Genomic DNA, 18,360 nt, shown 5'->3' on the forward strand with positions numbered 1-18,360 from the left:
CGTCGGCGCGGGGCGCAGAGGGGGGCCGACGTCATGTCGGTGGAGACGGACGAGCCGTCCGGTGTCCGGGGTGAGGGGCCGGACGAGCCGTCCGGCGCCCTGCGGGAGGAGCCGGGCGGGCCGGGACGGCCGCGGATGGCGCGGCGCCGCCGGGCGCTCCTGGCGGTCGCGGCGACCGCCGCCGTGGTGGCGGGCGGAGGACTGGGCGCCGCCTCGCTGATCAAGTCGCCCGCCGAGCAGGCCGCGGACACCGCACCGCCGCCCAGCACCCTGATGACCGCCGGGGTGACCAAACAGGTGCTCACCCAGACCACGGTCGTCCGCGGCCAGGTGTACCCGCCGACCCAGTACAACGTCACGCCGGCAGCGGCCTCGACGGACATCACCCAGCTCTACGTGTCGGCGCTCCCGGTCAAGTCCGGTGACGAGGTCGTCAACGGCCGGCTGCTCGCCGAGGTCTCCGGCCAGCCGCTGTTCGTGCTGGAGGGTCCGGTGCCCGCGTACCGGGATCTCAAGCCGGGCTCCAGCGGGCCGGACGTCACGGAACTCCAGGCCGCGCTGGAGCGGCTCGGCTACGGCCGGGGCTCCGATGCGCAGGGGACGTACGGCCCCGGCACCGCCAGGGCCGTCACCGGCTACTACCGCCACCTCGGGTACACGGCGCCGACCACCGGCGCGGCCACCCGGCAGGCCGTGGACATCGCGAGGAAGGCCGTCGAGGCCGACCGGCAGGCCGTCGAGGCACTCAAGGAGCAGCAGGCAGCGGCGAGTTCGGGCACGGCGGCGGGTACGGCGGCAGGTACGTCGACGGGTACGTCGGCAGGTACACCGGCCGGCCAGGGCGGCACATCGGCGCCGACCGCTGCCGGAACCGGAGGCGCGACCGGGGGCACGACCTCCGGAGCGCAGCCGCAGGGCGCCCCCGGTCCCGGCCTCGACAGACAACTCGCCGGCGCCCGGAAGAAGCTGTCCGAGGACGAGGACGCGCTCGCCCGGGCGGAGGAGGTCGACGGTCCGATGGTGCCCGCCGGAGAGGTGGTCTTCCTGCCGTCGCTGCCCGCCACCGTCACGGCCGTCAACTCCTCGGTCGGCGCACCGGTTTCCGGCCCGCTGCTCGCGCTCACCGGTGGCGGCCTCGCCGTCACCGGGCAGCTCACCCCGGTCCAGGCGGCCGGGATCACGCCGGGCATGGCGGTCGAGGTCCTCTCCGAGACGAGCGGGCCGGGCGGGACGACGGTCAAGGGCACCGTGGCCGAACTCGGCGCGCCGACCACGGTTCCGCCGGCCGGCCGGGTGATCGCGATCGGCGGCGCGGCCGGAGCGGCGGCCGGGGCAGGGGCCGGTGGTACCGCCGGCGCGGGCGCGGGCAGCACCGGCGGAGGGACGGGGGCCGGTGCGCCGAACGCGGCCGGCGGTCAGCCGGTCGCCGCCTACGTGCCCCTGAAGATCACCCCGGCCGACCCGCTGCCCGCCGCCTTCAGCGGGCAGAACGTCCGGATCACCGTGCTGAAGAGCAGTAGCGCGGACCCGGTGCTCAGCGTCCCGGTCGCGGCCGTGTTCACCGACGCGGCCGGGCGCACCGCCGTCACCAGGGTCGACCAGGGCGGGCAGCACACCACCGTCCCCGTGACGACCGGGGTCAACGCCAACGGCTACGTCGGGGTGACACCGGCCGGGGAGGCCCGGCTGGCGGAGGGCGACCAGGTGGTGATCGGCCAGTGACCGCGGTCATCGAACTCGCCGGGGTCGGCCGGAGCTTTCCCGGCACCCCGCCCGTCGTCGCCCTGCACCCCTGCGACCTGACGGTCGGCCGGAACGACTACGTGGCGATCACCGGCCCGTCGGGATCGGGGAAGTCCACCCTGCTGCACCTGCTCGGCCTGCTCGACACCCCGACCACCGGCAGCTACGCCCTGGACGGCATCGACACCGGGCGGCTCTCCGACCGCGACCGCTCCACCCTGCGCGGGCGGCGGATCGGCTTCGTGTTCCAGTCCTTCCATCTGCTGCCGAACCGAACGGCCGAGGAGAACGTGCTGCTCGCCCAGGTCTACAACCGCACCCCGCGCGCCGGACGCGGGGAAGCCGCCCGGGCCGCCCTGCGCCAGGTCGGCCTCGGCCACCGGGCGCACTCCCTGCCGACCGTCCTCTCCGGCGGGGAGCGCCAGCGGGTCGCGATCGCCCGGGCACTGGTGAACCGGCCCAGCCTGCTGCTCTGCGACGAGCCGACCGGAAACCTGGACTCCGCCAACGCGACGACCGTGATGGATCACTTCGCGCACCTGCACGGGCAGGGCTACACCCTGGTCGTGATCACCCACGACCCGGCCGTGGCCGCCCGGGCCCAGCGGACGGTGCGGATCAGCGACGGCCGGCTCGACGACGGCGGTCCTGGCGGCCCGACCGGCTGTTCCGGGTCCTCCGGGCCCTCCGAGTCCGACGAGCCGGTGGACGCCTGATGGCCCGCAAGCCCGCGGGGCGCCGCCCGAAGGCCCGCGACACCCTCGCCGGACCGCCCTCCCGGCTGAGCCTGCGGGACCTGGTCGACGAGGCCCTGGCCGGGGTGCTGCAACGGCCCGGCCGCTCGGTGCTGACCATGCTCGGCACCGTACTCGGCATCGGCGCCTTCGTCGCCGTCCTCGGTCTCACCGCGACCGCCTCGGGGCAGATCGGCCGGCAGTTCGACCTCACCAAGGCGACCACGGTGACGGTGACCGACAGTCCGGCGGACGACGGGGCTCCCCCCGGGACCAACCCGCCGACGAGCTTCCCGGACGACGCGGACGCCCGGGTGAGCCGGATCGACGGTGTCACCGCCGCCGGTGTCTGGTGGCGCGTGCCGACCGACCAGCACCGGATCGGCACCTCGCCGACCGCCGACGGCTCCGCCGGGCAGGGGCTCTCCCTCTTCGCGGCCACCCCCGGCGCGGTCGCGGCGATGCAGCCGACCCTCGCCGCCGGGACGACCCTGGACCCGTACGCCCAGCAGGCCCGGCTGCCCGTCGTCCTGCTCAGCCGGACGGCGGCGAACCGGCTCGGCGTCACCCGGCTCGGCGCCCAGCCGGCGATCTTCATCGACGGTCTGCCGTACACCGTGATCGGCGTCTACTCGGACGTGCAGCGGCTGCCCGACACCCTGCTCGGGGCGATCATCCCGAGCAGCACGGCGCTGGACCGCTTCGGCAACCCCGGCAGGGGCGAGGACCAGGGCGCCCACCTGGTCGCCGCGACCAGGGTCGGAGCGGCCCCGGTGGTCGCCCGGCAGCTGGCGGTGGCGCTGCGCCCCGACGCGGCGTCCCGGTTCACGGTGACCCCGCCGCCGGATCCGCACAGCCTTCAGGACCACATCACCTCGGACCTCACCGGCCTGTTCCTCGCGCTCGCCGCGATCTGCCTGGTGGTCGGCGCGGTCGGGATCGCCAACACCACCCTGGTCGCGGTCCTGGAACGGACCCAGGAGATCGGCCTGCGGCGCTCGCTCGGTGCCCGTACCCACCACATCGCGGCGCAGTTCCTCACCGAGTCCACCGCCCTGGGCACGCTCGGCGGACTGATCGGCACCAGCCTGGGCATCCTGGTCGTCCTGGCCGTGGCCGCGGCCCGTTCCTGGACGGCCGTCCTCCAACCCGCGGCCACCCTCCCCGCCCCGCTGATCGGCACCGTCGTGGGCCTCCTCGCCGGCCTCTATCCGGCCCTGCGCGCCGCCCGCACCGACCCGCTCAAGGCGCTCCGCAGCGGCTGACACCCGGCCGCCACCGGGAGGCCCGGGGAGCCCGGCACACCCCTCCGTCACCCCGGCGGCGCGGCCGGCCCCCGAGGGACTTCCGGAGCGGACCACCTAGGGGGGCAACCCCGACAACACCCCTGCCAGGAAGCATGGTTGACCAGGGGTGCCGCCAGGGTCGGCGCCCTCCCGGGCGGTGATCCGGGGCGTCCGCGCGCTCGGCAGGATGGGCTCCACACGAACAAGCCCGCCCCTACCGACGGAGTGCCCGTGAAGATCCGCCGACGTACCGCCCTGTCCGCCGTCCTCGCGCTGGGCCTCGGCGCCGGCCCACTGGCCGCGACGCCCGCCCTGGCCGCGACGCCCGACGTGGCCACGGCTCCCGGCGCGCAGACGACGGCGGGCCAGTTGACCGGCCCTGACGTGAAGGCCCTGGAGGCGGCTCTCCGAGGGCTGCCCGACGCGGACGCGACGGCGGCCCTCGTCCGGGTCGGCGGCCACGGGAGCTGGCACGCGAGCGCGGGGGTGCACGACCTGGGCAGCGGCCGCCAGGCCCTGGAAGAGGCCCGGTTCCGGGCGGGGTCCACCACCAAGGTGGTCACCTCGGCCATCGTGCTGCAACTCGCCGCGGAGGGCCGGGTGGATCTGGACGGCACCGTCCAGAGGTACCTGCCGGGCCTGCTGAGCGACGCCTTCGAATCGATCACCGTACGGCAGTTGCTCACGTTCACCAGCGGTCTCCAGCCGGGCTCCTCCCTCGGCGCGGAGAACGCCGAGGGGTACGAGAACCGCTTCAGGACCCTGACTCCCGGGGACGTCGTCGCGGCCTCGGTCGCCAAGGGCCCCTACCGGGGGCCGGGGGAAGGCCCGGGCCGGAAGCAGCGGTACGGCAACATCGACTACACCGTCCTCGGCATGCTGATCGAGAGGATCACCGGCGACTCCTACGCCCACCAGGCGCAGCTGCGCGTCTTCCGCCCGGCCGGCATGCGGCACACCTCGTTCCCCGAGGGGCCCGACCCCCGCATCCACGGCGCCCACAACCGGGGCTACCAGAAGCTGGCGGACGGCACGGTCGTGGACGCGACCGAGTGGAACATGTCGGACCGGTGGGCGGCGGGTGACATGATCTCCACCACCGCCGACCTGGAGAAGTTCCTCTTCGCGCTGTTCCGGGGCGAACTCGTGCCCCAACCCCTCCTGGAGAAGGAGATGTTCACCGTGCCGGACGTCGAGGGCGCGGTGATGAGTGCGGGGCTGCAACGCTTCGACGCGGGTGGCGGCCGGATCCTCTGGCTCAAGACCGGAGAACGGCCCGGGTACAGCACGCTCGTCGCGGCGACCAGGGACCTGTCCCGCACCCTCGTCTACTCGGTCAACGCGACCGACGCCAAGGCCGCGACCATGAACCCGGTCTGCGAGCGCATCATCCGGGCCGCCTTCGCCCCCTCGACCGCCGGGAGCGGGAAGAACCTCCCGGCCGGATCAGCCCGCTGAACCCGGCCGGTCACCGAGCCGGGAGGCGGCCGGCCGCCCCACCCCGGCGTACACCTCCGGCGGCATCGGGAAGTACGTCAGCAACTCCTCCATCCAGGCGGTCGGATGGGTCGCCGTCGCCGCGCCGCCGGGGCGGGCCCGGGCCTTGCGGATGCCCTCGACCAGCGCCTCGACGGCGGCCTTCGCGGTGTACCGGTCGGTGACCCACCGGCGGCCCGCCCGCCGCACCTCCTCGTGGCCCGGCAGGTCGAGCAGTTCGAGGGCCCGGTCCGCCAGCCGGTCCGTCTCCAGCTCCGGGATCCGCCACGCGGACGGCGAGTCGAACAACTCCGCTCCGCCGCCACCGGCGTATCCGGTCACCAGGCAGCCGCCGGCCATCGCCTCGGCCGGCGGCAGCCCGAAGCCCTCGCCCTCGGGCGCTCCCAGCGCGATGAACACCGACGTCTCCGACAGGACGCGCGCGACCTCCTCGTGGGGAACCGAGTGGATGTCGTACAGGTCGACGCCCCTGGACCGCGGGTCGGCGTGCAGCAGGCGGCGCAGCAGCGTGCTCTCGACCGGACGCTTGCGGGACATCCACGCGATGCGCCTGACCCGCCCGGTCGCGGCCGGCCGGAACGACTCGGCGTCGATGACGTTCGGTACCAGGTGCGGTTCGTACCCGGGCAGGGCCCGGCGGAGCATGTCGACGCCCGCCTTCGAGATCGTCCACAGCGCCGGCTCGGACGACCAGCCCGGGTACGGTCCCGGCTCGGGGCAGGTCAGGAAGTGGACGTAGTGCCCCTGTGAGTAGACGACCTTGCGGCCGCCGGGCGCCGGGTCGTGCGCCGGGAGCACGCTGACCTCGGGCAGCACGAGCACGTCCTCGGGCCCGAGGTCCAGCGTCATGCCGGACAGCGTCGGCACGTCGTCGTCGAACCACGTGTAGCGGAATCCCGGCGTCGGCGTCCAGCGGAACGCCTCGACGCCGGCCGCCCGCAGCAGCGAGACCTGCTGGTTCAGCACGCGCACACCGCCCAGCGGGAACTGGAACTCGAACGACGCGTAGACCACTCGGCCGGTCATCGGACCTCCCTGGGACGTGACCGGCCTCCTACCCGCTCCGCCCGCACACAAGCTCCCGGCCCGAACTTCGGGAATTCATGTCTCGAACTGTTCGGCGTCAAGGGGACGTTGAATACTTTTCCGGGTCCGGGCAAGTGGTCCCCGCCCGGACCGGCGAGTACGACCACGGGGACGGGGGGCGCGCTCCACTCCCGGCCGCTGCGGCCCCGCCGCGGCGCACCCGATCGAATGGGGCATCCCGGCCGATTCGATACAACGCAGGCAATCGGCACCGCGTGCGACATCGGGCGGAAACCTCACCTTCGAGGCAGGGATTCCCTCAATACGACCCACCACGCCACCGACTCGACTTTCCGGGGCACAAGTTGACCAACGGTCACAATCCACAAAGGGGGAGCCCGGGAGTCCGAAAGGGCTGGTCCAAGGGCTGTGAATGTGCAAGACTTTGCCAACCCAAAGCAAAGTGACTGCCCGTCAGGAGAGACCACATGCGAAACGCGACGCGAGTTATCGGCACCGCCCTGGCGGGAGCGCTCCTGGTTGTTTCAGGAGCCTCCCAGGCTGTGGCCGGAGGAAACGCCGGCTACAACTGTTCAAAGACAGGCCTCTCCAACGGAGCCCTCTGGACCTGCATCTACACCCAGAGCAACAATGACTACTGGCGACTGATCGACACCTACACCAAGTCCGGCGGCGGCACCATTACCGCGAAGTTCGGATTCAACTACCACGGCTACTCCTACGAGGGCGGCTGGTTCTCCCAGTCCTCCGGCACGGAAAAGCAGGGCCAGTTCAACGACCTCGGGTTCAATGACTGCAGCGACATAGTCGGCTGGATGGCCGTCCAGGGCCAGAACACCTTCTACAACGCGCCCGTGACGATCTGCTAGAAACCCACCCTCGTCCGCGATGGGCCCGGCGCCTGAGAGCCCGGGCCCATCGCCGTGTCACCCACCGGAGCACCATCAGCCATGATCCGAGCCATCCTCGGCAACGACACCGGAATACTGTGGGCCGCCCTGGCCGCAGTGGGCGTATTCGCCGTCCTCTCCGCGGCCGTCGCCAGACGGCGGTCCGCCCCACTCGTCCTGTCCGTGCTCGCCGGGGCGTCCGCCGCCGTCGTACTCACCGCCACGCTCTACCCCGTCCACCCCGACGCACCGGCTCCTCTCCTGTGCACCGTCCAACGCGACCTGATCGGCGCGATGTCGGGCACCCAGGGCCTGATGAACATCGCCCTCTTCGTGCCGATCGCGTTCTTCGCCTCCCTCGTCGTCCGGCGGCCCGTCAGTACGGGCATCGCCCTCGTCCTGCTCTCCGCGGTCGTCGAGGCGGTCCAGGCCGTGACCCCCGGCGTCGGCCGCAGCTGCGACACCGGCGACCTGTGGAACAACGCCCTCGGGGCCGCGGCCGGCTGCGGCCTCGCGTTCCTCTGGATCCGCCGGACGGCCGACAAACCGTCGGCCGCCACGAAGCGTGAGGTCGTGCGCGGATCGATCGCCCTGACAGGTGGATTCGCCGTCATCGCGGCCGCCCTCCTGCCGTTCGTCACGGTCGTCGCCGCCGATGCCACGGAGAACACCCAGGCCGGGCCGGCCCAGCGGGCTGCCGCGGCCAAGGCGTTCCAGGACTTCTTCGGCCCCACCGCCAAGGTCACGTCCGTCCAGTACGTCGCCGGCTCCTCCGGCCAGCCGGGCCGCGTCGACGTCACAGGAGAGCCGGGAAGCCTCACTCTTGCTTGGCCCGGCGGCGAGCCGGTCTCCGGGCTCGTCGGGCCCATCCCCGACCAGGCCCCGGGCGAGCTCACCGACGACGCCGCGGTCGCCGCCGGCACCCGGTTCGCGCAGGCCCACTTCCCGTGGGCGCTCACGGGCAGCTACACCCGCACCACTGCCCAGCCCAACGCCGGTGGGGCCAAGACGGTCCTGTGGCGCTCCCGCGTCGACGGCGTTCTCATGCCGATGCGCCTGGACATGCTCGTCACGGGCAGCGGCGAGGTCAGTTCGTTCTCCGCACGGCACATCGACCCCCCTGTTCTTCCCAAGGCGAGCATCACCGAGGAGACGGCGCGGAACACCGCGACCGCCAAGCACCCCGAGGCCGCCGTCACCAGCGTGGAGCTTCTCGCCCAAGCCGACGAGAAGGGCACGTGGCGTCCGCTGTGGCTGATCGGCATGAAGGCACAGGACGGCCGGCAGCAAGCCGGGCTCCTCGTGGTCCGGGTCGATGCCGGCACCGGTGCCGTCATCACCACGTAGAAGTCAACCGGGATTCCACCGATGGAGAGGCTGCCCGGCTCGGGGCGGCCTCTCCATCGCCGCCCTCACCGCCGGCGCGTCAGCGCCCGCCACCGCCACGGCGTCAGCCACCAGGCCGCCGCACCCACCGCGAGCGAGACCGCCACCAGCACCCAGCAGCCCGCACTCCACGGGCCTGCCCAGGGCCAGTTCCACCAGCGCACCGAGCCCGACCCGTCCCAGCCCAGGTACGACAGCGGGAAGATCGTCGCCACCGGCAGCACCCAGGCCTGTTGACGGCCCAGGAGCCGGCCCGACAGCACCGCGATCCCCCACCAGATCAGCAGGGCCCGCCCCACCACGACCGCGCTCGCCGGGCTGGCGGCGATCAGCTCGGCGCCGCCCGACAGGCCCAGCGCCACCACCACCGCGGCCAGCAGCTGGGCCCGTTCGGCCCGCCGCACCCGGCGCCCGCCCGCCGCCTCCCAGCTGCTCATCCCGCTGTGCAGGGAGCCCGCGGCCAGTCCCGCCCAGGCGGCGGCCAGCACCATCCGAAGTTGCAGCGTGCTGTCGTCGTACGCTCCGGGCAGCGACATCCCGACCGAGCCGAAGCCCAGCTGGAGGGCGGTCAGCCCCGCCGCGGCGAGCGCCGCCCGGCCGGCCAGGCGCGGACGCGCGAACAGCATCGCGCGGTGCGTCGAGAGGCGCGTCGCGAGGCGCGTCGAGAGGTGCTCAGCCACAGCCGCCGCCGTGCGGCAGGCGCTGGTCCACCCAGGCGAGTTGCGCGTCCTCGGACTGGGCGATCAGCCGCCCGATCGCGGCCTGGTCGACGCCGGGCGGCCCGCCGTGGACGCTCGCCGGAACGCCGTGGCCGGCGATCCTCGCGGTCAGCCAGGAGATCAGCTCCCACTGCTCGGTGCCCGCTCGCCGGCACGGCATCGGGATCGTCGCCTCGGTGGTCGCGATCGCCATCACGATCGCCGCCTCCCAGGTCTCGCCCTCCCGCAGGACGAACCCGTTCCCGCGGTCGAGCGGACGCCCGTCCACGCCTTCCTCGACGAACTGCGCCGGCACCCGGAACCGATCGCCGGGAAGCGCCCCCGCTCGCCCGGCCATCTCCCCCAGCTCGGGCAGGTAGCGGCGGCTCTCCGGCCACACGCAGACCTTCGGCACCCCGTCGGTGCACAGCGGATCGGCGGATGCCGGCCGCTGCACCACGAGCGGTCCGGCGAGCGCCCAGAGCACCAGCGAACCCGCCAGGGCCAGCACCCCGCCGGCCGTGCCGTACGACCGGGCCCGCCACTCGGGTCCGGGCCCCTCCGTCCGCAGCCGGCGCCCGGCCACCACCGCCAGTCCGACCAGCGACAGGACCGCGGCGGCCCGGACGAGCAGCGGCCAGGCCGCGACCGTCCGAGCGGGGGACCCGGCGAGGACGGCGAGGCCGACACCCGTCGACGTGCCCTGCGGCACGAATCCGGCCACCCCGAGGAAGACCAGGCAGCCCAGGGTGCACACCACCGGCACGGCGAACAGCGACCGGGCCCCGCGCCCCGCCAGGTGCCCCAGCGCCGTGCACCCGGTGATCAGCACCGCACCCAGCAGCGCGTAGCCGGGCCACCAGAAGCTCGGCCCGCCGTCCCGCAGGGTCACCGCGACGGCCGCCGCCACGCCGACGGCGTACGCCGCCAGGCCGTACGTCAGGGCCACCGCCACCTGCACGGCCTCGATCCGCCACGACGGCCGGGCCGCGCCGAACCCGGCGGCCACACCGGTACGGCGCCGGGCGGCCGCCGCCCAGGCCGCCGCACCCGCCATCGCCGGGCCGAGGTAGAACGCCGGGATCTGCGCGGCCGCGCTGGCCTCCGACCACACCCCGATCCAGGACCTGCCGCGCCCGAACAGCACCAGCAGCACCACCGCCACCAGGACCGGGAACACCTTCCACAGCGGTGAGCGGCGCAGTTCCGCCCGGTACACCCAGCTCATCGGTCCACCGCCTGGCGCCCGGACAGGACGCGCATGTAGCCGCGTTCCAGCGGGCTGTCCCCCGGATCGCTCGGGCGGGCCGACGACGCCAGCTCCTCCGGTGTGCCCTGGAAGACGAGACGTCCGCCGTCCATCACGGCGACCCGGTCGCACACGGCGGCGACATCCTCCACCAGGTGGGTGCTGAGCACGACGCCCGCGCCGGTCAGCGACCGCACCAGGGCGCGGAACTCCAGCCGCTGCGCCGGGTCCAGGCCCACCGTGGGCTCGTCGAGCAGGACCAGTTCGGGTTCGCCGACGAGTGCGGCGGCGATCCCGGCCCGGCGGAGCATCCCGCCGGACAGCGACTTCATCCGGGCCCGGGCCCGCCCACCGAGCCCGACCGCCTCGACGGCCTTCCTCGCGGCGTCGCGGGCCCGCGCGTCGGGTACCTCGCGCAGCCAGGCGCAGTAGCGGACGAACTCCTCCACCGTGTACCCGGGGAAGTACCCGAAGTCCTGTGGCAGGAAGCCGATCCGGCGCCGGGCGGCCCTCGCCGCCCGCTCCGAGCCGACCGGCTCCCCGCACACCTCCAGCGTGCCGCCGAGCGGCGGCGCGACCGTGGCGAGCGTCCGCAGCAGGGTGCTCTTCCCCGCCCCGTTCGGCCCGAGCAGCCCCAGCACACCCCGCCCGACCGCCAGGTCCAGCCCGTCGATCACCCGCCGCCCCCGGTACCCCTGCACCAGGCCGGCCACCCGCACCCTCGGCTCCACGCCGTACCCCTCCACCAGGCTGTGCGCCCCTGGACCAGGGGCGCACAGCTGTGCCTCACCGTACCTACCGCTCACCCGCTACGGGGTGAACCGGATTTCTAGTACTTGAACCACACGTCGGAGTACCGGATGGACCAGGTGCAGTTCAGCTGGCCCCAGTTGCTGATGGTCGAGCCCTTGCCGATGTAGGTCCACCCGGACGCCCGGTCGTAGTCCACGCCGCCGCAGTAGGCCTCGTTCTGGTAGTAGCCCGCGTCGGAGGTGTTGTAGCAGTGCGCCGACGTGCCGGTGCTGCCCCACGTCGAGTAGCAGTTGTTGAGATTGGCGCTCTGGCCGGAGGCGCTGGCGAGCGGCGCGGCGCCCACCACCAGCGCTGCCGCGAACGACGCGACGAACCCGAGCCTTACTATCGTCGAACGCGCCCCGTCGACCGGGGTGGCGGTCTTCGCCATGATGTCCTCCCAAGTGCATCACGATGGCGGGGAGGGGGTTCCGCGTTGCCGCGCGGAACCCCCACACCCTTTGACTGGAACCGGGGCGGTTCCATGCGGCGCCCCCCGGTCGACCGGGAGCCTTCCGTATGCCGTCCAATCAGACAAGGGGGTTTCACCGGCGATCTTCATCCCGTTTTCTCCTGTAATTCCGCACACGGCCACCATCGATCGTGACGGTCCGTCATCTTCAAGGTTCGCCAACCGGGCGATTCCCCTGGTGGGCAGCTCCGGAGTGTGACGTTACTTTCGCGTAACAGATCAACTTCTCCTCTTGTCATGCACCTTACTGAATAATGGCGAGGATCCTGCCCCGGGCACGGCCCGCGGCGCAGATGAAGAAGGCCGGGACTCGACCCGTTCCCGCGAGAACGGTTCACCCACCCGACTCCCCACGTTTCCCCCCTCCTCCTCGGCATCTCCCTGTCCCCGACAGGGAAATCCGCCCGGCGACCACCGGGCCATGTCCGGAGTTTTGACATTTTGCTTAACGTCATACAGTCTTCTCAGCATGTCTGACCGTCACCCGATCGAGTGCGCCGCCATCGAGCTGGCGCTGATCGGCGTGGCCGCGCACTGCGTTTCCGACAATCTCTGTCGCTGAATCCGCCTGTCCCGAAGCGTTGCGGTGATCGCCGCCTCGGGGCGTCGCCCCTTCTGCGGGCGCGGTGCCGCTCATTCCCCTCAAAGCCTCACTGCCGCCCGCCTTCCTCCGTACACCATCGGTAGCGAAAGGCTCCCTTTCCGATGTCTCGAACCACCACCCTCACCCCTCGCCGCCTCGCCCTGGCGACCGTCACCGTCGCACTCGTCGTCGGCCTGGCGGCGTGCGGACCGAAGGCCGACGGCGGTGGTGGCACCGGCAAGGACGCCGCACCGCAGCAGGGCGGCACCCTCACCGTCCTCAACCAGCTCCCGCAGGAGCAGTTCGACCCCGCACGGCTCTACACCTCCGGCGGCGGCAACGTGCCCTCCCTGGTCTTCCGCACCCTCACCACCCGCAACCGGGTCGACGGCGCGGCCGGCACCAAGGTCGTCCCGGACCTCGCCACCGACACCGGCACCCCCTCCGAGGGCGCCACCGTGTGGACGTACCGCCTCAAGGACGGCCTGAAGTTCGAGGACGGCTCGCCGATCACCACCGCCGATATCAAGTACGGCATCGAAAGGTCATTCGCCCCCGAACTCTCCGGCGGGGCGCCATTCCTGAGGGACTGGCTGGTCGGCGCCGCCGACTACCAGGGCCCGTACAAGGACGGCCGCACCCTGGACGCCATCGAGACGCCGGACGAGAAGACCATCGTCTTCCGCCTCAACAAGCCCGAGGGCGACTTCCCGTACCTCGCGACCCAGACCCAGTTCGCGCCCGTCCCGAAGGCCAAGGACACCGGGGCGAAGTACCAGGACCACCCCGTCTCCTCCGGCCCGTACCAGGTGGAGAAGAACGAGAACGACGGCACCCACATCGTCCTCAAGCGCAATCCCAACTGGTCCTCGGCGACGGACGACCAGCGCAAGGCGTACCCCGACACCGTCGACGTGCAGTCCGGTCTCGACCCGGCCGTGATCAACCAGCGGCTCACCACCGGCACCGGGGCCGACGCCGCCGCCGTCACCACCGACACCAACCTCGGCCCCTCCGAACTCGCCCAGGTGAAGGACGACAAGGCGCTCGCCGCCCGCGTCGGCACCGGCCACTTCGGCTTCACCAACTACCTCGCGTTCAACCCCAAGGTGAAGCCCTTCGACAACCCCAAGGTGCGCCAGGCCGTCGCCTACGCGATCAACCGCACCTCGGTCGTCAACGCCGCCGGCGGCTCCTCGCTCGCCGAGGCCGCCACCACCTACCTGCCCAGCCAGGAGACCTTCGGGTACACGCCGTACGACCCGTTCCCGGCCGGCGCCACCGGCAACCCGGAGAAGGCCAGGGAGCTGCTGAAGGAGGCCGGCTACCCGGACGGCCTGACCATCACGCTCACCCACTCCACCACCGTGGGCAAGGGCTACGGCCCGGACCTGGCCACCGCCGTCCAGGACGGCCTGAAGGCGGCCGGGATCACCGTCCAGCTGGAGGCCCTGGACTCCACCCGGTACTCCAAGACCGTCCACGACGTCACCACCGAGCCCGGCCTCTTCCTCACCGGCTGGGGTGCCGACTGGCCGTCCGGCGGCCCGTTCCTCGCGCCGATCTTCGACGGCCGGCAGATCGTCACCGGCGGCTCCAACTTCAACTCCGCGCAGCTGGACGACCCTTCGGTGAACGACGAGATCGACCAGATCAACAAGATCACCGACCACGCCGAGGCCGCCAAGCGCTGGGGCGCCCTGGACAAGCGCATCGGTGAGCAGGCCCTCACCGTCCCGCTGTACCACCCCGTCTACAAGCGGCTGTCCGGCAAGGACGTCCGCAACATCGTGATCAGCGACTGGACCGGCGTGCTCGACATCTCCCAGGTCGCGGTCAAGTAGCGGACGGGACCGGACGGATCGGTCGGACAACCATGGCTCCACAGAAGCCCGGCGCCGGGGAGGCCCTCACCGCCTCCCCGGCCCCCGGAGGACGGCAGGTGTGGCGGCGGCTGCTCGCGCGGCGCGCCGCCCTCGCCGCCACCCTCGTCATCGTCCTGCTCGCCCTCGTCGCGGCGGCGGCACCGCTGCTCAGCGCGCTCGAAGGCCAGGACCCCACCAGCTACCACAACGACCTGCTCGACTCCGCGGCCGGCGGAGTGCCCACCGGCTCCTTCGGCGGCGTGAGCGCCGACCACTGGCTGGGCGTCGAACCGGGCACCGGGCGCGACGTGTTCGCCCGGCTCGTCCACGGCGCCCGGATCTCGCTGCTCGTCGCCGTCGGCGCCACCCTCGTCCAGGTCACCCTCGGCGTCCTGATCGGCCTCGCCGCCGGCCTCGGCAACCGGCTGGTCGACCAGCTGATCGGCAACACCACCGAGGTGATGCTCGCGCTGCCCTCGCTCGTCTTCGCCATCTCGCTGATGGCGGTCGTGCCGACCGGCTTCCCCCGCCCGCTCCTGCTGACGCTGGTCATCGGGCTGCTGGGCTGGGCCGGCACCTCCCGGGTGGTCCGGGCGCAGACGCTCAGCCTCCGGCAGCTCGACTACGTGTCCGCGGCCCGGCTCGCCGGCGCGAGCCGCTGGCGGATCGCCCGCCGGGAGCTGCTGCCCTCGCTGGCCGCGCCGGTCATCACCTACGCGGCGGTGCTGCTGCCCTCCAACATCATCGCCGAGGCCGGGCTCTCCTTCCTCGGCGTGGGCGTCAAGCCGCCGACCTCCTCGTGGGGCCAGATGCTCTCCGGCGCGACCACCTGGTTCCGCGCCGACCCGATGTACGTGCTGCTGCCGTCCGCGCTGCTGTTCGTCACCGTGCTCGCCTTCACCGTGCTCGGCGACGCCGTCCGCACCGAACTCGACCCCCGCGCGGCCTCCCGGCTGCGGGTCGGCACCGCGCGCGGCACCGCCAAGGACGCCACGGCAGGCACCACCGCGGACGCCACCGCCGGGCAGGCCGCCGGCACGGACAGCGCCGCCAAGGGGAACGCCTCCGAGCAGACCACCGCCGAGGAGGCCACCGCATGACCCGCTTCCTGCTCCGCAAGGCCGCCGGCATGCTCGGCGTCCTGCTCGCCCTCTCCCTGATCGTCTACGCGGTCTTCTACATCGCCCCCGGCGACCCCGCCCAGCTGGCCTGCGGCGAGAAGTGCAGCCCCGCCCAGGTCGCCCAGGTCCGCGAACGGCTGGGCCTCGACGCGCCGGTCTACCTCCAGTACGCCCACTTCCTCCAGGGCATCGTCGCCGGCCGCGACTTCAGCGCCGGGACGGGCCTGCTGCACTGCCCGGCACCCTGCCTGGGCGTCTCCTACCGCAGCGGCGAGCAGGTCACCGACATGATCACCGCCCGCCTCCCGGTGACGGCCTCGCTGGCGCTCGGCGCGATGGTGCTCTGGCTGCTCCTCGGCGTCGGCACCGGGCTGCTCTCGGCACTGCGCCGGGGCCGGCTCAGCGAGCGCCTGCTGACCGCGCTGACGCTGGCCGGCGGCTCCGTCCCGGTCTTCGTCATCGGCCTGGTGCTGCTCATCGTCCTCTGCGCCCAGCTCCAGTGGCTGCCGTTCCCGAGCTACGTCCCGCTCACCGAGGACCCCCAGCAGTGGTTCTGGGGCCTGCTGCTGCCCTGGATCTCGCTCGCCCTGATCGAGTCCGCCAAGTACGCCCGGCTGACCCGCTCCTCCATGCTGGAGACCCTCGCCGACGACCACATCCGGACCTTCCGGGCGTACGGCGTCAGCGAGCGGCACCTGGTGACCAGGCACGCGCTGCGCGGCGCGCTCACCCCGGTGATCGCGCTCACCGCCATCGACCTGGGGACGATGTTCGGGTCCGCGGTACTGACCGAGTCGCTCTTCGGCCTCCCGGGGCTCGGCAAGCTGCTGGTCACCTCGGTCGGCCTGATCGACCTGCCGACCGTCGTCGGCCTCACCCTCGTCACCGGGTTCTGCGTGGTCCTCGCCAACGTCATCGCGGACGTGCTCTACGCGGTGACCGACCGAAGGGTGGTCCTGTCATGAGCCCCGCATCCCCGGTCGAGGCCGGGAGCCTCGTCGACGTCCGGGACCTGGTCGTCGACTTCCCGGTCGGCGACGGCCACGTCCGCGCCGTCGACGGCGTCGGCTTCACCCTGGAGGCCGGACAGGCCCTCGGCATCGTCGGCGAGTCCGGCTCCGGCAAGAGCACCGTCGCCTACGGACTGCTCGGCCTGCACCGCGGCACCGGCGCCCGGATCGGCGGCACCGTCCGGGTCGCCGGCGTCGACGCCGTCACCGCCGAGGGCGCCGAACTCCGGCGCCTGCGCGGCGGACTGGCCGCCATGGTGTTCCAGGACCCGCTCTCCGCGCTCGACCCGTACTACGCGGTGGGCGACCAGATCGCCGAGGTCGTCCGGGTCCACCGGGACGTCTCCCGCCGGGCCGCCAGGGCGCGGGCCGTCGAGGTGCTCGACCGCGTCGGCATCCCCGACGCGGCGCGGCGCTCGCGCTCGCGTCCGCACGAGTTCAGCGGCGGCATGCGCCAGCGGGTGCTGATCGCGATGGCCCTGGCCTGCGAGCCGCGGCTGATCGTCGCCGACGAGCCGACGACCGCGCTGGACGTCACCGTCCAGGCCCAGGTCCTCGACCTGCTGCACGAGTTGCGCGCCGAGACCGGGGCCGGGCTGGTCCTGGTCACCCACGACCTGGGCGTGGTCGCCGGGAGCGTCGACCGGGTGCTGGTGATGAAGGACGGCCGGGCGGTGGAGCACGGCCCCGTCACCGAGGTGCTGGGCGCGCCGCGCGAGCCGTACACCCGCGCGCTGCTGTCGGCGGTGCCCCGGGTCGACGCGCCCGGCGCTCCGAGCGAGCCGGCCAAGCCTTCCGAGCCGACCGGGGACGTCCTGCTCGAAGCCACCGACCTGCGCCGGGAGTTCGCCTCCCGCGGCGGACTCGGCCGGCGCGCCGCCCCCGTCACCGCCGTGGACGGCGTCTCGCTCACCGTGCGGGCCGGCGAGACGCTGGGCGTCGTCGGCGAGTCCGGCTCCGGCAAGACCACGCTCGGACGGATGCTGGTCCGCCTGCTGGAGCCGACCGGCGGCCGGCTGCACTACCGCGGCCGGGACATCGGGGCGCTCGGGGACAAGGAACTGCGCCCGCTCCGGCGGGAGTTGCAGATGGTCTTCCAGGACCCGGTGTCCTCGCTCAACCCGCGCCGCAGCATCGGGGAGTCCGTCGCCGACCCGCTGCGCATCAACGGCGAGACCGACGAGCGCCGGATCCGCGCCCGGGTCGGCGAACTGCTCGAACGCGTGGGGCTCGATCCCGACTGGTACCACCGCTACCCGCACGAGTTCTCTGGCGGGCAGCGGCAGCGGGTCGGCATCGCCCGGGCGCTGGCACCGGAGCCGCGGCTGATCGTCTGCGACGAACCGGTCTCCGCGCTGGACGTCACCACCCAGGCCCAGGTCGTCGAGCTGCTGGGCGAGTTGCAGCGTGACCTCGGCCTCGCGCTGGTGTTCATCGCCCACGACCTCGCCGTGGTCCGGCAGGTCAGCGACCGGGTCGCCGTGATGCGGGCCGGACGGATCGTGGAACAGGGCGACGCCGCCACGGTGTACGACTCCCCCCAGCACGCCTACACCAAGGGCCTGCTGGCCGCCGTACCGGTGCTGGACCCTGCCGAGGCGGCCGCCCGCCGCCACGCCCGGCTGGCCTCCGCCGGCGCCTGACCCGCCTCCGGCCGGCCGGGCCGGGGGGCTCGGCCGCCCGGAGGCCCCGCGTGGGAAGTCGGCCCCGCCGACTTCCCACGCAGCCCGCTGTCGGTGCGCGTGGCAGGCCCGGTCGGCTCCACCCGAGGGGACTGCTCAGTTTCTGCGGAGCTGGTCGATGATGGCGAAGAGCATCCCCAGCGCCACCGGATAGCTACAGGCCGCCCAGACCGCCGCCTTGCGGCGGTCCTCGCCGGACCACCGCGCCACCCCATATGCTCCGACGCTCACGAAACCCGCGAGGCACAGGGCCAGCAGGGTGCGGAGCACAACCACGGTGGACAACAACCCGGCCTCCGGAAAAG

At 73.1% G+C, this 18,360-nt stretch carries 17 protein-coding genes; 11 read left to right on the plus strand and 6 right to left on the minus strand.

Annotated features, from left to right (window positions below):
* Window positions 1-33 precede the first annotated feature (33 nt).
* From BU198_RS16155 to BU198_RS16170, 4 genes are all read left to right on the plus strand, one after another.
* On the plus strand, window positions 34-1,722 hold the full coding sequence (locus BU198_RS16155; protein ID WP_188297543.1) for a peptidoglycan-binding domain-containing protein: 1,689 nt from the start codon (window positions 34-36) through the stop codon (window positions 1,720-1,722).
* Window positions 1,719-2,459 carry an ABC transporter ATP-binding protein gene (locus BU198_RS16160; RefSeq protein WP_188297544.1) on the plus strand — a complete coding sequence of 247 codons (741 nt, stop codon included), beginning with the start codon at window positions 1,719-1,721 and terminating at the stop codon, window positions 2,457-2,459. The genes BU198_RS16155 and BU198_RS16160 overlap by 4 nt, the downstream gene beginning before the upstream one ends.
* Window positions 2,459-3,742 carry an ABC transporter permease gene (locus tag BU198_RS16165; protein ID WP_223244459.1) on the plus strand — a complete coding sequence of 428 codons (1,284 nt, stop codon included), beginning with the start codon at window positions 2,459-2,461 and terminating at the stop codon, window positions 3,740-3,742. Before BU198_RS16160 ends, BU198_RS16165 begins: the two co-directional genes overlap by 1 nt.
* Before the next feature lie 252 nt (window positions 3,743-3,994).
* Entirely contained in the window at window positions 3,995-5,221 is a 1,227-nt protein-coding gene (locus BU198_RS16170; RefSeq protein WP_188297545.1) for a serine hydrolase domain-containing protein, read from the plus strand.
* On the opposite strand, the gene BU198_RS16175 is transcribed toward BU198_RS16170, so the two are convergent.
* Window positions 5,210-6,286, minus strand: coding sequence for a glycosyltransferase (locus BU198_RS16175; RefSeq protein WP_188297546.1), 1,077 nt, complete (start codon window positions 6,284-6,286; stop codon window positions 5,210-5,212). The two genes, BU198_RS16170 and BU198_RS16175, sit on opposite strands and share 12 nt — an antisense overlap.
* Before the next feature lie 488 nt (window positions 6,287-6,774).
* Here BU198_RS16175 and BU198_RS16180 point away from each other — a divergent pair, with 488 nt between their 5' ends.
* Both BU198_RS16180 and BU198_RS16185 read left to right on the plus strand, forming a co-directional pair.
* A complete protein-coding gene (locus BU198_RS16180; RefSeq protein WP_188297547.1) occupies window positions 6,775-7,176 on the plus strand; it encodes a hypothetical protein in 402 nt (133 codons plus the stop codon).
* A gap of 81 nt (window positions 7,177-7,257) precedes the next feature.
* Window positions 7,258-8,544 (plus strand): VanZ family protein, encoded by a 1,287-nt coding sequence (locus BU198_RS16185; protein ID WP_188297548.1) that lies wholly within the window; start codon window positions 7,258-7,260, stop codon window positions 8,542-8,544.
* 65 nt (window positions 8,545-8,609) lie between these two features.
* On the opposite strand, the gene BU198_RS16190 is transcribed toward BU198_RS16185, so the two are convergent.
* The 4 genes from BU198_RS16190 to BU198_RS16205 all read right to left on the minus strand — a co-directional run bounded on the left by BU198_RS16190 (window position 8,610) and on the right by BU198_RS16205 (window position 11,713).
* Entirely contained in the window at window positions 8,610-9,263 is a 654-nt protein-coding gene (locus tag BU198_RS16190) for a hypothetical protein (RefSeq protein ID WP_188297549.1), read from the minus strand.
* Window positions 9,256-10,509, minus strand: a complete 1,254-nt coding sequence (locus BU198_RS16195; protein ID WP_188297550.1) for an ABC transporter permease — start codon at window positions 10,507-10,509, stop codon at window positions 9,256-9,258. The genes BU198_RS16190 and BU198_RS16195 overlap by 8 nt, the downstream gene beginning before the upstream one ends.
* Complete coding sequence (locus BU198_RS16200; RefSeq protein ID WP_223244465.1) at window positions 10,506-11,279, minus strand: ATP-binding cassette domain-containing protein; 774 nt, start codon at window positions 11,277-11,279, stop codon at window positions 10,506-10,508. The genes BU198_RS16195 and BU198_RS16200 overlap by 4 nt, the downstream gene beginning before the upstream one ends.
* An 80-nt stretch (window positions 11,280-11,359) precedes the next feature.
* Window positions 11,360-11,713: a hypothetical protein gene (locus BU198_RS16205; protein WP_188297551.1), complete on the minus strand. Its 354-nt coding sequence runs from the start codon at window positions 11,711-11,713 to the stop codon at window positions 11,360-11,362.
* A gap of 550 nt (window positions 11,714-12,263) precedes the next feature.
* Between BU198_RS16205 and BU198_RS43815 the strand changes: the two genes are divergently transcribed.
* From BU198_RS43815 to BU198_RS16225, 5 genes are all read left to right on the plus strand, one after another.
* Window positions 12,264-12,356, plus strand: coding sequence for an Ms4533A family Cys-rich leader peptide (locus BU198_RS43815; RefSeq protein WP_317620150.1), 93 nt, complete (start codon window positions 12,264-12,266; stop codon window positions 12,354-12,356).
* 143 nt (window positions 12,357-12,499) lie between these two features.
* A complete protein-coding gene (locus tag BU198_RS16210; protein ID WP_188297552.1) occupies window positions 12,500-14,221 on the plus strand; it encodes an ABC transporter substrate-binding protein in 1,722 nt (573 codons plus the stop codon).
* 32 nt (window positions 14,222-14,253) lie between these two features.
* Entirely contained in the window at window positions 14,254-15,342 is a 1,089-nt protein-coding gene (locus BU198_RS16215) for an ABC transporter permease (RefSeq protein WP_188297553.1), read from the plus strand.
* Window positions 15,339-16,328: an ABC transporter permease gene (locus BU198_RS16220; RefSeq protein ID WP_188297554.1), complete on the plus strand. Its 990-nt coding sequence runs from the start codon at window positions 15,339-15,341 to the stop codon at window positions 16,326-16,328. The genes BU198_RS16215 and BU198_RS16220 overlap by 4 nt, the downstream gene beginning before the upstream one ends.
* The gene (locus BU198_RS16225; protein ID WP_188297555.1) at window positions 16,325-18,016 is read left to right on the plus strand and encodes an ABC transporter ATP-binding protein; all 1,692 of its coding nucleotides are present in this window, start codon (window positions 16,325-16,327) and stop codon (window positions 18,014-18,016) included. Before BU198_RS16220 ends, BU198_RS16225 begins: the two co-directional genes overlap by 4 nt.
* Window positions 18,017-18,151: 135 nt before the next feature.
* Here BU198_RS16225 and BU198_RS16230 read toward each other — a convergent pair whose 3' ends face one another.
* Entirely contained in the window at window positions 18,152-18,340 is a 189-nt protein-coding gene (locus tag BU198_RS16230) for a hypothetical protein (RefSeq protein WP_188297556.1), read from the minus strand.
* Between the last annotated feature and the right edge of the window lie 20 nt (window positions 18,341-18,360).

The sequence above is a fragment of the Streptomyces sp. CBMA156 genome (genome assembly GCF_014596515.1).
Classification (GTDB): Bacteria; Actinomycetota; Actinomycetes; order Streptomycetales; family Streptomycetaceae; genus Kitasatospora.